12 protein-coding genes are annotated in these 14988 nt (G+C 67.3%); 6 read left to right on the forward strand and 6 right to left on the reverse strand.

Features of this window, described 5'->3' with window-relative positions:
* The 4 genes from U742_RS0115530 to U742_RS0115550 all read right to left on the reverse strand — a co-directional run bounded on the left by U742_RS0115530 (position 1) and on the right by U742_RS0115550 (position 4702).
* On the reverse strand, positions 1-639 hold the full coding sequence (locus U742_RS0115530) for a CAP domain-containing protein (RefSeq protein WP_029354622.1): 639 nt from the start codon (positions 637-639) through the stop codon (positions 1-3).
* Between the two features lie 58 nt (positions 640-697).
* On the reverse strand, positions 698-3121 hold the full coding sequence (locus U742_RS0115535) for a DUF3772 domain-containing protein (RefSeq protein WP_248310384.1): 2424 nt from the start codon (positions 3119-3121) through the stop codon (positions 698-700).
* Positions 3122-3363: 242 nt separating this feature from the next.
* Positions 3364-3801, reverse strand: coding sequence for a hypothetical protein (locus tag U742_RS23240; RefSeq protein WP_038361770.1), 438 nt, complete (start codon positions 3799-3801; stop codon positions 3364-3366).
* A gap of 283 nt (positions 3802-4084) precedes the next feature.
* Positions 4085-4702: a GNAT family N-acetyltransferase gene (locus tag U742_RS0115550; protein WP_197028273.1), complete on the reverse strand. Its 618-nt coding sequence runs from the start codon at positions 4700-4702 to the stop codon at positions 4085-4087.
* Between the two features lie 155 nt (positions 4703-4857).
* Between U742_RS0115550 and U742_RS0115555 the strand changes: the two genes are divergently transcribed.
* On the forward strand, positions 4858-5508 hold the full coding sequence (locus U742_RS0115555) for a glutathione S-transferase family protein (RefSeq protein WP_038361773.1): 651 nt from the start codon (positions 4858-4860) through the stop codon (positions 5506-5508).
* A 36-nt stretch (positions 5509-5544) separates the two neighbouring features.
* Here the strand turns inward: U742_RS0115555 and U742_RS0115560 are convergent, their stop codons facing one another.
* A complete protein-coding gene (locus tag U742_RS0115560) occupies positions 5545-6450 on the reverse strand; it encodes a trypsin-like peptidase domain-containing protein (protein WP_029354632.1) in 906 nt (301 codons plus the stop codon).
* Positions 6451-6576: 126 nt separating this feature from the next.
* Complete coding sequence (locus tag U742_RS0115565; RefSeq protein WP_156034240.1) at positions 6577-6879, reverse strand: hypothetical protein; 303 nt, start codon at positions 6877-6879, stop codon at positions 6577-6579.
* 278 nt (positions 6880-7157) lie between these two features.
* Between U742_RS0115565 and zapE the strand changes: the two genes are divergently transcribed.
* The 5 genes from zapE to odhB all read left to right on the forward strand — a co-directional run bounded on the left by zapE (position 7158) and on the right by odhB (position 14913).
* Entirely contained in the window at positions 7158-8372 is a 1215-nt protein-coding gene (gene zapE, locus U742_RS0115570; protein ID WP_051661228.1) for a cell division protein ZapE, read from the forward strand.
* Between the two features lie 51 nt (positions 8373-8423).
* On the forward strand, positions 8424-9137 hold the full coding sequence (locus U742_RS0115575) for a DUF1003 domain-containing protein (protein ID WP_029354640.1): 714 nt from the start codon (positions 8424-8426) through the stop codon (positions 9135-9137).
* A 170-nt stretch (positions 9138-9307) separates the two neighbouring features.
* The gene (mdh, locus tag U742_RS0115580; RefSeq protein WP_029354641.1) at positions 9308-10273 is read left to right on the forward strand and encodes a malate dehydrogenase; all 966 of its coding nucleotides are present in this window, start codon (positions 9308-9310) and stop codon (positions 10271-10273) included.
* Positions 10274-10640: 367 nt separating this feature from the next.
* Positions 10641-13616, forward strand: coding sequence for a 2-oxoglutarate dehydrogenase E1 component (locus tag U742_RS0115585; protein WP_029354643.1), 2976 nt, complete (start codon positions 10641-10643; stop codon positions 13614-13616).
* A gap of 52 nt (positions 13617-13668) precedes the next feature.
* Positions 13669-14913: a 2-oxoglutarate dehydrogenase complex dihydrolipoyllysine-residue succinyltransferase gene (gene odhB, locus U742_RS0115590; protein ID WP_029354645.1), complete on the forward strand. Its 1245-nt coding sequence runs from the start codon at positions 13669-13671 to the stop codon at positions 14911-14913.
* The last annotated feature ends 75 nt before the right edge of the window (positions 14914-14988 follow it).

The raw sequence follows: 14988 nt of genomic DNA on the forward strand, positions 1-14988 counted from the left end.
TCAGCGTGCCGGCGGCGGGGAAGGCGGCAGCGGCGCGCCGTTGATCGTCATCGTGGTATCGCCCGGCGCGGCGGCGGGAGCCGCTGCGGGACCGGCCGCATCGGCTGCGGGTGCGGTCGTCTTCGGGTCCGGCACGGCCAGCACCAGCGCCCAGTAGACCTTGTACTTGCTGTTCGGCGCCAGCGCCGTCGCGATGCCCATGCGGGTCGCGCCGGAGACCAGCATGTTCCTGTTGTGCGAGGGCGAGTCCCGCCAGCCAGAGAACGCCTCGGCGAGCGTATGATAGCCGGCGCCGACATTCTCGACCGCCTTCAGCCCGTCGAAGCCCGCCGCCTTGAGCCGCTGGGTGAGCGTGCGCCCGCCGACGCTGTGGGAGAGCTGGTCGGCCGCCGCCATCGCCTTCGCCTGGCGCTGGGCCACCGTGGTCAGCACCGGGTCGACCGTCACCGCCGGCAACCCGCGCCCCTGGCGGTAGTCCGAGAGCAGCTTGGCCGCCGCTTCCGAGTCGACCTGCCCGCCGCGCGAGAGGTTGTCGTAAAAGGAGGGGTCAGAGGGCAGCTTGTCGGTGGTGCCGCATCCGGCGAGCAGCGCCGTCGCGAGCAAGGAGGAGGCGACGATCATCAGACGTGTCGGGCGCATGGCTGTCTCGCGATCGAGGGACATTGCGAAGCTTTAGGCGCGGCTGGTTAGCAAAGCGTCACGTCGACACGTCCCCGGCCTCGTCGCCGAGGTCGGGTATGCCGCGAATGGGCTGGCCGCGATAAATGCTCCAGGGCGTGTAGGGCATGCCGATCTTCGCGGCCTTCAGCCGGTCGAACACGGCGAAATGCAGGTCGCTCTTCACGGTGAGCGCATAGTCGACATTTGCGACGACGCAGCGCAGCTCGAACTGCAGCGAGGCATCGCCGAACTTCATCAGGAAGACGCGCGGCGGCGGCGAGCGCAGCACCTGCGGATGGTCGCACGCGCAGCCGATCAGGATATCGCGCACCTCTTCCGGATCGGAATCATAGGTCACGTTCACCGGCACGATGACCCGGCCGGTGGTGTTGGCATGGGTGAAGTTCTTCACCATGCCGGTGATGAGGTCCGAGTTCGGGATCAGCACCATGGCGCGATCGAAGGTCTCGATCTCGGTCGCGCGCACGCTGATGCGGCGCACATAGCCCTCCTCGCCCTTGACCAGGATCATGTCGCCGACCCGGATCGGCCGTTCGGCGAGCAGGATCAGCCCCGAGACGAAGTTCGACACGATCGACTGCAGGCCGAAGCCGATACCGACCGACAGCGCACCGGCGACCAGGGCGATGTTCTCGAGGTTCAGCCCGAGCTGCCCCATCGCGATCGCCACCACGGCGATCGAGCCGACATAGCCGATGATGGTCGATATCGAGTTCTGCAGCCCCGGATCGAGCGCCGTGCGCGGCAGCAGCGCCGCACCGACCCAGCGCTGGATGCCGCGCGCCACCGCGATGCCGATGATCAGGAACACCAGTGCGCCGAAGACGTCGCCGAGCGTGATGGTCGAACTGCCGATGGTGAAGCCAAAGGTGATCCGGCTCACGAAGTCGCGCAGGTCGGCGGTCGAGGTGCCCCAGGTGCCCACCACCATGATGCAGGCGATGATGATGGCCACCGCCTTGAGGAAGCCGGCCACCAGCACGCCGATCAGCTCGACGCTGCCATGGCGCACGCCGAGCGTCTTCGCCGCCCATTTGGCGCGCGGGCCCTGGGACAGGCTATCGATGAACACAGCATTGATGAGGGCGATGACGAGATAGAGCGTCGCCGCCATCACCACCGCGACCAGCGTGCGCGAGGCGAGGAAGGACGCCAGATTGACGTAGCCCGCGACCAGCGCGCCGAGCACGCCCGCGTTCAGGATCCACATCGGCAGCCGGATCCAGCGCAGCGCCGACGAGACCACGGCCTCCTCGCCATTGCCCTCCGCCGTGGTGGCGTTCGCGGCGGCGGGAGCCTCCTCGTCGTCCTCGGCCCTGCCCAGCGCCCGCAGCACCCGGGCGGCGATCGCCACCAGGAGCAGCGCCAGCAGCGCATTGGTCGCGACCGTGAGCTGCAGCGGCGCGACGAGCGTGCGGTGGAGAGTCGAGACGAAGGCGACGGCCGCCAGGATCCACACCGCCGCCGCCGTGTGGCGATAGAGCAGCCGGGCGATGTCGTCGTTCATGCCGGCCAGCAGCAGCACCCGGCGGCGCGGCCTGTCCGGCGCCAGCACCGCATAGGCGAGCGCGACGCCGACGGCGGCTATGGTGACCGCCAGCAGCAGGCCTTGGGAGATTTCCCGAATGCGCGGCGGCAGCACGTCGAAAGCGTTCAGCAGCGCGATCGAAGCGGCAGTGGCGAGCGGCGCCGCGCCGGCGCCGACCACGGCTTCGAGAGCCGCCAGCGACACCACGCGCAGCCGCGAGGCCGGCGCATCCGCCGGTTCGCGGTCGAAATGGCGCAGCGGCCGGCGCAACGCCCGCCGCAGCAGCACCACCGCGATGATGATGGCGATGACGCCGAATGTCAGCGCGATCTGCCCGCTCACTCTCATGCGGATGTTCGCATAGGCGGACCAGTCGCCCAGCAGATAGCCGATGCCGCGCAGCTCCACGGGTATCGACCGGGCCGCCGTGATCCAGAGGTCCGGATCGAGGACGCTGTTGGTGCTCGCCAGCAGGGTATCGGTGAAGATCGCCCGCCGCCGGCTGGTGATGCGGTCGGCGAGCTGATCGGCACGCACCTTCAACAGGCGCCCTTGCTTCAAGGTGGCGTCGAGCTCGGTGATCCGAGCGGCGAGCTGGTCACGCTCCTGCGTGATCGACGGGTCTTCGGGAGGAGCGTCGGGGCCCGGCTTGTCGCCGATCTCCTGCATGCGCTTCTGCAGGTCCGACAAGCGCGGATCGAAGAGGCCAATAGCGGCTTCAAGTTCGCCGCGCACCGGATCGACCCGCGCACGCAGCTCGTCGAGATTTATGGGGCTGAGATCGTCGCGGCCGAGGCCGGCCTCGACGCTGTCGACGATGGCCCGCCAGCCCTCGAGGCGCGACTTGAAGACGCTCTGGTCGATCTCCTGCGCCCCGGCCGCGCCGAACGACGCCGCCAGGAGAAACGCCATCAGAAGCGATGCGAAAAAAGCCAGGGCGGAGCCGGCCGACACCGTCCGTGACGGTCGCCGCCATGTCGTCCGCCGCGCCGACATCACGCCGAGCGCCCGATCAAATGCGAAGCTCATGCACGGATTCCAGGGAACAGGCGCCCTGTCTCCGTTCCGAACGCGGCAGTGTCAAGGCAAAGGCCGAACGAGGATACGACGCGGCATACCACCGCGCCGGATGCTCGACACATCTCGGCGTGGGATTACTTGCCCTTGCCCGCCTTCTTCGGGGGCTTCGCCGCGCTCTTGGCCGGAGCGGGAGCGGCAGCCTTGGCCGCTGCCTTTGGCGCCGCGGACTTCGCGGCGGCCTTGACCGGAGCCTTGGCGGGCGCGGCCTTTGCGGGCGCTTTCGCTTCGGCTTTCGGCGCCTTTGCCGGAGCCGCGGCTTTCGCGGAGGCCTTGGTCGCAGGCTTCGCGGCCGGCTTGGCGGCAGGGGCCTTGGCTGCGGGAGCTTTGGCCGCAGCAGCTTTCGCGGCGGGTTTCACCTCCGTCTTGGCCGGCGCCTTCGGCTTGTCGGCCGCCTGCGTCAGCGCGGAGGCCGCGAGTTTCTTGATCTCGTCGGGCGTTACGCTGGACGGGTCCTTCAATGCCTTCGCGGCGATCTTCGCCACCGCAGCGCTCGTGCTTTCGCTCTTTGCCATCACAGCCTCCGAATCAAGCAACCGGCGAGGCATTTAACATCGAATTCAGTACGGCTTGACAAGAAAAAATGCGATTGGCGCCAGGATCATCTTGACGTTTCTAGTCATGCCGAGCGCGTGCATCGCGAAATATTGCTGAAAGTTGCTCATGGACAGAGCCCGCAACATCGGTCCAAATCATTGATTTTCAACAGCAATATAAAACAAAGGCCGTCACCGCAATGCGGCAACGGCCTGCAACAACAGCCATTTTGCGACAGAGGCGGGCGCGCCGGCCCGCAGCTCACTGACCGCGCAGCGGCGGCGGCAGAAGCCGTGCGCGCAGGTCGACGAAGGTGTGAATCACCGAGAAAGCGCCATCCATCACCTCGCGCAGCCAGGAGAACGGCGTCGCGCGCGGCGGGCGCACGCAGCTAATGACCTCATTCTCGGCAACGTCGAGATCGTCCGTGTGATGCACCACGATGCGCTTCATGCGCCCGTTGCTGGCGAGGAACATGATCTGCAGATGCTCGATCCCGCGATTCTGCGCATAGCGCACGAGATGGCGCATCAGCGCCGAACCAACGCCCTTGCCCTGCCACTCGCGCTCCACGCTGAAAGCCGCCTCGGCGACGCGCGGCTTTCCGGGCAGCGTCACCACCGGGTGCAGTTCGGCGACGCCGCGCAGGATCGTCTTCTCGAAATAGCCGATCAGCGTCGCGCCTGCGGCCGCCGCACGCGCGGCATGCCGGCGAAGCGCATTGTCGGAAGTCGGGCCGCCGAACCGGCTGAACCGGCTCAGCGGATCGAGCCGCAGCAGGTGATCGAGATAGATCGCGTTCTCGGTCGGCATGAGCGGCCGGATAACGCCTTCCGGGGGGTCCACTTCGCGGACATCGGCAGCAATTGTCTCGGACATCATCTCATCTCCGTGCCGGTATCGGCACAATATTGCGTTGCAACAAATATATGGCGCAACGCAATATAGCGCAATCCATGCTGCCGCATGCCTCGCATGCATATGGCGCGCTGCCGCGCCAAACTGCTAGAAACGCTCCGGAAACGGAGAAACTCATGGCTGAATTTCGTCTGCACTGCTTTGCCCAGTCCGGCAATGCGTACAAGGCCGCACTAATGTTAGAACTAAGCGGCCTCGATTGGGAGCCGGTATTCGTCGATTACTTCCACGGCGAGACCCGCACCGAGCAATGGCGCAGCGACATCAACGACATGGGTGAGGTTCCCGTGCTCGAGCACGGCGCCGAGCGGATCAGCCAGTCGGGCGTCATCCTCGACTATCTCGCCGGTCTCACCGGCCGCTTCGCGCCTGCCGATGAGGCCGAGCGGCGCGACGTCTGGCGCTGGATCCTGTTCGACAATCACAAATTCACGAGCTACTTCGCGACCTTGCGCTTCCTCATCGGGCTCAGCGGCTCGCCCGAGACGCCGGTGACGGAGTTCCTGCGCACCCGCGCGCTCGGCGCCTATGGCGTGGTCGAGAAGCGGCTCGCCGTGCATCCCTATCTCGCCGCCGACCGGCCGACCATCGCCGACCTGTCGCTGGCGGGCTACGTCTTCATGCCCGAGCCGACGGGGATCGACCCGGCGCAGTTTCCCGCGATCGAGGCGTGGAAGGCGCGCATCTCCACTCTGCCGGGCTGGCGGCATCCCTACGACCTGCTTCCCGGCGCACCCGCGGACTGGCGCGTCAAAGCGGCGGACTGATACCGGCCAACCTCAGGCCCCCGGAGCCGGTCGTCGTCACTGGAGCGCGCTGACCGGCTGCTCGGCATTGGCCGAGGCGCCGCTCGCGACGTCGGCGATCGCCTTCCGCAAGGCGCCGTCGGCGGTGACGCCGAAATTGTAGTGGCTCATCGAGAACGGCCCGGCGATTCCGGGGTGGGCGGAGCGGAATCCCACATAGACGCCGGCAAAGGCACCGTGCGGTGTCAGGAAAGCCGCGCCGGAGGTGCCCCCCTCGGCGTCGCAGTCCATCGCCACCTCGCGCACGCCGGAGGGGCTGCTCGCGGTCACCGTGCGGGCCTTGCACAGTTCGAGGGAGTGGTTCTCCACACCGCCGGTGCGGGCTGCCGCCGCGAGCACGATCTGCGAGGGTACGCTGATCCCGCTCGCCAGCGGATAGGGCCGGACGTCGTCGACCGCATGGGCCAGGGGCGCCACCGCCCAGTCGCGTATGGCGGGATTGACGTAGGGCTCCGTCGCGCCGCAGATCACCTTGCGGGTGAGGATCGGCACCACCTGCCGCTGGCCACCGACCACGATCTCGAAGGTGCAGGAGGCCCCCTCGCCGCGCGCACGCCCGCCCGGTTCGAAGAGCACATGCGAGGCGGTGACCAGCACGCCGGCGCTGCTCACCAGCGCGCCGCTTCCGACGGCGCCGCCGCAGCGGACGAGGCCGGTCGCGCCGAACCGCGCGACCACCGCTTCCGGCGTCATGCCGGTCATGCGCCCATATTCGGCGATCGACAGCCGGTCGTCCTGGTCGATGATGATCGAGGAGGGCGCGAGTTTGTCCGGCCCGGTCGCCGCCGGCGAATAAGGCCGGGCCACCTCGCCGGCCGCGGCGCCGTGGACGCAGAAGGTCACGAGAGCAACAGACGCAACCACCCGGCCGAGGCCGACGCGCCCAGCAAAGCGCCGCTTCATCTCTCTATCCAAGCCCCCCACCGCCTGACCACCGGGCGAGACCGGTCGACGATGCGGTGCCGGTAAGGCGGCGTCAAGACGAGAAGGCGGCGGACCGATGACCCGCCGCCCGCGCGCGTGACGGCGTCAGCGATATTGCTGTTCCGCCTGCAGGATCGCGCGGTCGCCGTTGACCGCCGCCTGATTGTCGATCATCGCGGCGTTGCGGCCTTCCTGCATGCCGGGAACCCACCATGCCGGACCAGGGCCGTAGGCCGGCGCGGCAGCGCCCTGCATCTGGCCGCTGGTGGAACGGGCCGGATGGTCGTGACCGCCGGTCCGCGCCTGCGCGGCGGAGGCGGCCGCCGTTGAGATGAGGCCGACGGCCAGGGTCGTGGTGAGAAGCCGGCGCGTGGAAAGCAACGGCCCGGAGTTCGATGATGTCATCATGGCACGTCTCTCCTGATAAGCGCCCGTTTGGGCGAGCGGCGTCCCCAGAGGACGTCTGCGCGAAACATGCGACCTCGGACTCACGGAGCACCAATCACAAGAAAGTGCATCAATGCAATGTTACAAGATTACCAATGGTAATTACCTTGCGTAAACGCATTATAATTGCCCCTGTCGTGGACCGCCGCGGAAAAACGGGATCGTCACTTAGGCGTATCCGCCTTGCTGCACCTGCGTCCTGCCGCTAAGCGTTCGCAGCAAATCGAGGAGGCGGCTCAATGGAGCTTGCGGCGGAAGCCGGCGGCTCGGTGCTGGCAGCGCGTTACGTCGCCCGCATGGCGGCTGGCGACATCATGCCCGATCCGGGACAGGCCAAGGTCGTCTCAGCCCTGGCGCGGCTGGAGCAGCGCATCGCGACGCGTCGGCTCGCCCGCAAGACCTCCGCGCTCGGCTGGCTGTTCGCCAAGCGCGAGGTCGAGGCGCCGAAGCTGCGCGGCCTCTACATCCACGGCGCGGTCGGCCGCGGCAAGACCATGCTGGTCGACCTCTTCTACGAGTCCGTCGCGGTGCGCAAGCGCAAGCGGCGCGCCCATTTCCACGAGTTCATGGCCGATGTGCACGCCCGCATCCACCGCGTGCGCAACGAGATGAAGCAGGGCCGGCACAAGGACGGCGATCCCATCGCCATCGTCGCCGCGGCGCTGGGGCAGGAGGCCTGGCTGCTCTGCTTCGACGAGTTCCACGTCACCGACATCGCCGATGCGATGATCCTCGGTCGGCTGTTCGAGAAGCTGTTCGCCGCCGGCGTGGTGGTGGTGGCGACGTCGAACGTCGCGCCGGAGGACCTCTACAAGGGCGGCCTCAACCGCGCGCTGTTCCTGCCCTTCATCGCCATGATCCAGCAGCACATGGACGTGGTGCGGATCGAGTCGCCGACCGACTACCGGATGGAGAAGCTCGACGGCGCCCGCACCTGGTATGTCGAGGACGAGGACCACGGCCGCGCCGAGGTCGACCGCGAGATCGACAAGATCTGGCGGCGCATCGCCGGCCGCGACGGCGGCGCGGCGCAGACGATCGAGCTGCAAGGCCGGACCATCCGCGTCCCGCTCGCCGGCGGCGGCGCGGCGCGCTTCCCCTTCGTCGATCTGTGCGAGGCGCCGCTCGGCGCCTCCGACTATCTGCGTCTCGCCCGCGCCTACCATACGCTGGTCATCGAGCACATCCCGGTGATGGAACAGGACCGGCGCAACGAGGCCAAACGCTTCATCACGCTGATCGACGAGCTCTACGACAAGGGCGTCAAGCTGGTCGCCTCGGCTGCCGACGAGCCGGAAACGCTCTATCGTGGCACCGACGGCGCCGAGGCATTCGAATGGGCCCGCACCGTCTCGCGCCTGCGCGAAATGCGTTCGAGCGACTATCTTACCCGTCCTCACGGACGCGGGGATTCCGATGCCTCCGGCAACACCACGGGCCTGGTCGAGACCTGATGATCTGAGGGACGTGAGCGGCGCCCTCCCGGCGTCGATGGAAGCCGCCGGATGAAGAACAGCAGCTCGACGCACCACACCTGCGCGCTGACCGGGCGGCACCTGCCGGCCCGCGAGGGCATGCAGTTGAACATGCTCGGCCCCGCGCTCGCCGCGCACATCCATCAGCACCATCCCGAACTCGCGGAGGACGCCTGGATCTCGCGCGAGGCGCTCTCCCGGGAGCGCGCCCACTACATCGCCGAGACGCTGAAGGCCGAACGGGGCGACTTGAGCCAGATCGAGCACGACGTCATCGACAGCCTCGCCGCCAATGAGACCCTCGCGCAAAACGTCGAGGTCGAGTTCGACCGCAAGCGCAGCGTCGGCGAGCAGGCCGCCGATCTGATCGCGACCTTCGGCGGCAGTTGGACCTTCATCCTGTCCTTCACCGTCTTCATCATCATCTGGATGACGATCAACGCCTGGCAGGCGAGCGAGCAGGCCTTCGACCCCTACCCCTTCATCCTGCTCAACCTCGTGCTCTCCTGCATAGCTGCCCTGCAGGCGCCGATCATCATGATGAGCCAGAAGCGGCAGGAGGCGAAGGACCGCGCACGCTCGGAGAACGACTACCGGGTGAACCTCAAGGCCGAGCTCGAGATCCGGCATCTGCACGAGAAGATCGACCACATGCTGACCCGGCAGTGGGAACGCCTCGCCGAAATCCAGGCGATCCAGATCGAGCTGATGGAGGACCTCGCCGAGCGGCAGCGGAAAGGCTGAAAGCAGCACCCCGAAGTCGAGGTATTCCGTATACCAGGACATTCACGAAAAGTCGTAGCAGCAATGGGTTACGCGCGGGCGCTCTTGGCTTGAACGGCACGGCCAGACGGGCTATCGGAAGCCGCGCGGCGCTCCGTCGCACCTCTCTCCACGGAATGTCAGGAAGTCTAATGGCTCGAGCAAAGATTGCACTGATCGGAGCCGGTCAGATCGGCGGCACGCTCGCCCTTCTCGCGGGTCTCAAGGAACTGGGCGACGTGGTCCTGTTCGACGTGGTCGAAGGCGTGCCGCAGGGCAAGAGCCTGGACATCGCCGAGGCCTCGCCGGTGCTCGGTTTCGACGCCAAGATGTCCGGCACCAACGCCTATGAGGCGATCGAAGGCGCCGACGTGGTGATCGTCACCGCCGGCGTGCCGCGCAAGCCCGGCATGAGCCGCTCCGATCTTCTTGGCATCAATCTCAAGGTCATGGAGCAGGTCGGCGCTGGCATCCGCAAATATGCCCCGAACGCCTTCGTGATCTGCATCACCAATCCGCTCGACGCCATGGTGTGGGCGCTGCAGAAGGCCTCCGGCCTGCCGACCGGCAAGGTCGTCGGCATGGCCGGCGTGCTGGACTCGGCCCGCTTCCGCTACTTCCTCGCCGACGAGTTCGACGTCTCCGTCGAGGACGTCACCGCCTTCGTGCTTGGCGGCCATGGCGACGACATGGTGCCGCTGGTGCGCTATTCCGGCGTCGCCGGCATCCCGCTGCCGGACCTCGTCAAGATGAAGTGGACGACGCAGGAGCGCGTCGACGCCATCGTCGAGCGCACCCGCAAGGGCGGCGGCGAGATCGTCAACCTGCTCAAGACCGGCTCGGCCTTCTACGCCCCCGCCGCCTCGGCGATCGAGATGGCGACCTCCTATCTGCGCGACAAGAAGCGCCTGCTGCCGGCCGCCGCCCACCTCTCGGGCCAGTACGGCATCAAGGACCTCTATCTCGGCGTGCCGGTGATCATCGGCGCCAAGGGCGTCGAGCGCATCGTGGAGATCGATCTCGACAAGGCCGAGCGGGCCATGCTCGACAAGTCGATCGCCTCGGTGCAGGAGCTCGTTGCCGAGTGCCAGAAGATCGCGCCGGACCTCGGGGCCTGAGCGGCCCTGCGGATCGCGCGTGTTAGCGTATCGGAAACCGTGCCGGCAATCTTTTGCCGGCCGCGCTTCCGCAAGGCGGATACCCGCCGGCATTATCCGGGATCGGACGTCGCCGAAGCGACCGATCCCGACACCATGCAGAGGACGGCGGCCCTGTCCGTCGTCGTTGCGCCATGCATTTCGGCAATGGTGCCGTTTCAAGCCGCAACACCGCGGCTTTCAAGAAGTGAACACGAGACCTAGATAGACGAGGTCGATGCTTTCGCCTGGAATGGTCCGGGCATTCGCGGAAGCCGCCGCATTGTCGCCGGCTCCCTCGGCAAGAAGCGTCGCCGCCGGACCGAATGCCGGTCTTCGGGAGCCGAACATGTCGCGCGCTGATCAAAACGAAGCCTTCCTCAACACCTCCTTCCTCTACGGTGCCAACGCCGCCTGGATCGAGGACCTCTATGCCCGCTACGAAGTGGACCCGAGCTCGGTCGACGCCGAGTGGCAGGTGTTCTTCGCCGGGCTGAAGGACAACGCCGCCGACGTCGAGAAGAGCGCCCGCGGCGCTTCCTGGAAGAAGGAGGGCTGGCCGATCCACGCCAATGGCGAGCTGGTCTCGGCCATGGACGGCCACTGGATCGAGGTCGAGAAGGCGGTCGGCGACAAGCTCAAGGCCAAGATCGCCGAGAAGGCGCAGAAGACCGGCGTCGAGCTCTCCGCCGCCGACGTGCAGCAGGCCACCCGCGATTCCGTCAAGGCGCTGATGATGATCCGCGCCTACCGCATGCGCGGCCATTTCCACGCCAAGCTCGACCCGCTCGGCCTCGAGCCGGTGCGCTCGGCTCCCGAGCTCGACCCAGCCTCCTACGGCTTCCGCGAGGCCGATCTCGACCGGCCGATCTTCATCGACCACGTGCTCGGCATGGAGTTCGCCACCGTCCGCCAGATGACGGCGATCCTGCAGCGTACCTACTGCCAGACGCTCGGCGTCGAGTTCATGCACATCTCCTCGCCCGAGGAGAAGGCCTGGATCCAGGAGCGCATCGAGGGTCCGGACAAGGAGATCAGCTTCACCCGCGAGGGCAAGCGCGCCATCCTCAACAAGCTGATCGAGGCCGAGGGCTTCGAGAAGTTCCTCGACGTGCGCTACACCGGCACCAAGCGCTTCGGCCTCGATGGCGGCGAGAGCCTGATCCCGGCGCTCGAGCAGATCATCAAGCGCGGCGGCAATCTCGGCGTGAAGGAGATCGTGCTGGGCATGGCCCATCGCGGCCGTCTCAACGTGCTGACGCAAGTGATGGGCAAGCCGCACCGCGCGCTGTTCCACGAGTTCAAGGGCGGCTCCTGGGCGCCCGACGAGGTGGAAGGCTCCGGCGACGTGAAGTACCACCTCGGCGCCTCCTCGGACCGCGAGTTCGACGGCAACCAGGTGCACCTCTCGCTCACCGCCAACCCCTCGCATCTTGAGATCGTCGACCCGGTCGTGCTCGGCAAGGCGCGCGCCAAGCAGGACCTGCTCGGCGACACCGAGCGCACCCAGGTCATGCCGCTGCTGCTGCATGGTGACGCCGCCTTCGCCGGCCAGGGCGTGGTGGCGGAGTGTTTCGGCCTCTCCGGCCTGAAGGGCCACCGCACCGGCGGCTCGGTGCACTTCATCATCAACAACCAGATCGGCTTCACCACCTATCCGCGCTTCTCACGCTCCTCGCCCTATCCGTCGGACGTCGCCAAGACCATCGAGGCGCCGATCTTCCACGTGAACGGCGACGACCCCGAGGCCGTGACCTTCGCCGCCAAGATCGCCACCGAGTTCCGCCAGCGCTTCCGCAAGCCGGTGGTGGTCGACATGTTCTGCTACCGTCGCTTCGGCCACAATGAAGGCGACGAGCCTGCCTTCACCCAGCCGCTGATGTACAAGGCGATCAAGCAGCACCCGAGCACGCTGGAGATCTATTTCTCCAAGCTGGAGAAGGAAGGCGTCGTCGACGCCGCCGAGTTCGACCGCATGAAGGCCGACTGGCGCGCCCGCCTCGACAACGAGTACGACGCCGGCCAGGCCTACAAGCCGAACAAGGCCGACTGGCTGGACGGCCGCTGGGCGGGGCTTAAGAGCGCCGAGGACGAGGACGATTCACGCCGCGGCGTCACCGGCGTCGACCTCGACGAGCTGCGCGACATCGGCCGCAAGATCACCACCGTGCCGGAGGGCTTCCACGTCCACCGCACCATCCAGCGCTTCCTCGACGCCCGCGCCAGGTCGATCTCGGAAGGCACCGGCATCGACTGGTCGACCGGCGAGGCGCTCGCCTATACGACCCTGCTGCTCGAAGGCCATCCGGTGCGCTTGTCCGGCCAGGACAGCGAGCGCGGCACCTTCTCGCAGCGCCATTCGGTGCTTACCGACCAGGAGAACGAGGACCGCTACACGCCCTTCAACCATCTGCGCGAGGGGCAGGCCCGCTACGAGGTCATCAACTCGATGCTCTCGGAAGAGGCGGTGCTCGGTTTCGAATACGGGTATTCGCTCTCCGAGCCGAATGCCCTGACCCTGTGGGAAGCGCAGTTCGGCGACTTCGCCAACGGCGCGCAGGTGATCTTCGACCAGTTCCTGTCGTCCGGCGAGCGCAAGTGGCTGCGCATGTCCGGCCTCGTCTGCCTGCTGCCGCACGGCTATGAGGGCCAGGGTCCCGAGCATTCCTCGGCCCGCCTCGAGCGCTTCCTGCAGATGTGCGCCGAGGACAACATGCAGGTCGCCAATGTCACCACGCCGGCGAACCTGTTCCACATCCTGCGCCGGCAATTGAAGCGCGACTTCCGCAAGCCGCTGATCCTGATGACGCCGAAGAGCCTGCTGCGCCACAAGCGCGCCGTCTCGACGCTCGCGGAGTTCGGCACCGGCACCAGCTTCCACCGCGTGCTGTGGGACGATGCGGAGAAGATGACCGGCGAGAAGCCCGCCGAGGCGATCACGCTGAAGCCCGACGCCGAGATCCGCCGCGTCGTGCTGTGCTCGGGCAAGGTCTATTACGACCTGTTCGAGGAGCGCGAGCGCCGCGGCATCAATGACATCTACCTGCTGCGCGTCGAGCAGCTCTTTCCGTTCCCGCTCAAGTCGCTGGTGAACGAGCTCTCCCGCTTCCGGCAGGCGGAGATCGTGTGGTGCCAGGAAGAGCCGAAGAACCAGGGCGCCTGGGCCTTCGTCCAGCCCTATCTCGAATGGGTGCTGGAGCAGATCGGAGCGGCCTCGTCGCGCCCGCGCTATGCGGGCCGGCCGGCCTCCGCCGCGACGGCGACCGGGCTGATGTCGAAGCATCTCGCTCAGCTCAAGGCCTTCCTGCAGGACGCGCTGGGCTGATATTCAACCGGGGCGCGCGAGGCGCCCGGCTACTAGGTGAGGACGAACGAGCATGGCTACCGAGATCCGCGTTCCGACGCTGGGCGAATCGGTCACCGAGGCGACCATCGGCAAGTGGTTCAAGAAGGCCGGCGACGCCGTCGCCGCCGATGAGCCGATCGTGGAGCTCGAAACCGACAAGGTAACGATCGAGGTGCCGGCGCCCGCCGCCGGCGTGCTGTCCGAGATCATCGCCAAGGACGGCGAGACAGTCGGCGTCGGCGCCCTGCTCGGCCAGATCGGCGAAGGCGGAGGCGCCGCCAAGGCCGCCGCTCCCGCACCTGCCCCGGCCAAGGCCGAAGCCCCGAAGGCCGAGGCTCCCAAGCCCGCCCCGGCACCCGCGGCCCCGGCCGCCGCTACTGCCGGCTCGAACGGCCCGGCCGTGGCCAAGCTCGCCGTCGAGAGCGGCATCAACCCCGCCATGCTGGCCGGCTCCGGCAAGGACGGCCGGGTGACCAAGGGCGACATGCTGGCCGCCATCGCCACCGGCGTCTCGGCTCCCGCTCCGGCGCCGGCCGCCCCGGTCGTGGCGCGCGCGCCCTCCAGCGCAGACGACGCCGCCCGCGAAGAGCGGGTGAAGATGACCAAGCTGCGCCAGACCATCGCCCGGCGGTTGAAGGACGCGCAGAACACCGCCGCCATGCTCACCACCTTCAACGACGTCGACATGTCGGCGGTGATGAGCCTGCGCGCGCAGTACAAGGACGTGTTCGAGAAGAAGCATGGCGTGAAGCTCGGCTTCATGGGCTTCTTCACCAAGGCGGTGATCCAGGCGCTGAAGGACGTGCCGGAAGTCAACGCCGAGATCGACGGCCAGGACCTCATCTACAAGAACTACTACAACATCGGCATCGCGGTCGGCACCGATAAGGGCCTGGTCGTGCCGGTGGTGCGCGACGCCGACCAGCTCTCCATCGCCGGCATCGAGAAGGCGATCGCCGGCTATGGCCGCAAGGCGCGCGACGGCAAGCTCGGCATCGAGGACATGCAGGGCGGCACCTTCACCATCACCAATGGCGGCATCTACGGCTCGCTGATGTCGACGCCGATCCTCAACGCGCCGCAGTCCGGCATTCTCGGCATGCACCGCATCGAGGAGCGCCCGGTCGTGGTGAAGGGTCAGATCGTCGCCCGCCCGATGATGTATCTGGCGCTGAGCTACGACCACCGCATCGTCGACGGCAAGGGCGCGGTCACCTTCCTGGTGCGCGTCAAGGAAGCGCTGGAAGACCCGACCCGCCTCGTGCTGGACCTGTGATCCACTCTGCCGTCGTCCCGGACGCCGGAAGGCCGCTCCGGGACCACGAATATCGGAAAGCCACGGCCGCGATCC

Source organism: Allobosea sp. 117 (genome assembly GCF_000702305.1).
GTDB lineage: Bacteria > Pseudomonadota > Alphaproteobacteria > Rhizobiales > Xanthobacteraceae > Ancylobacter.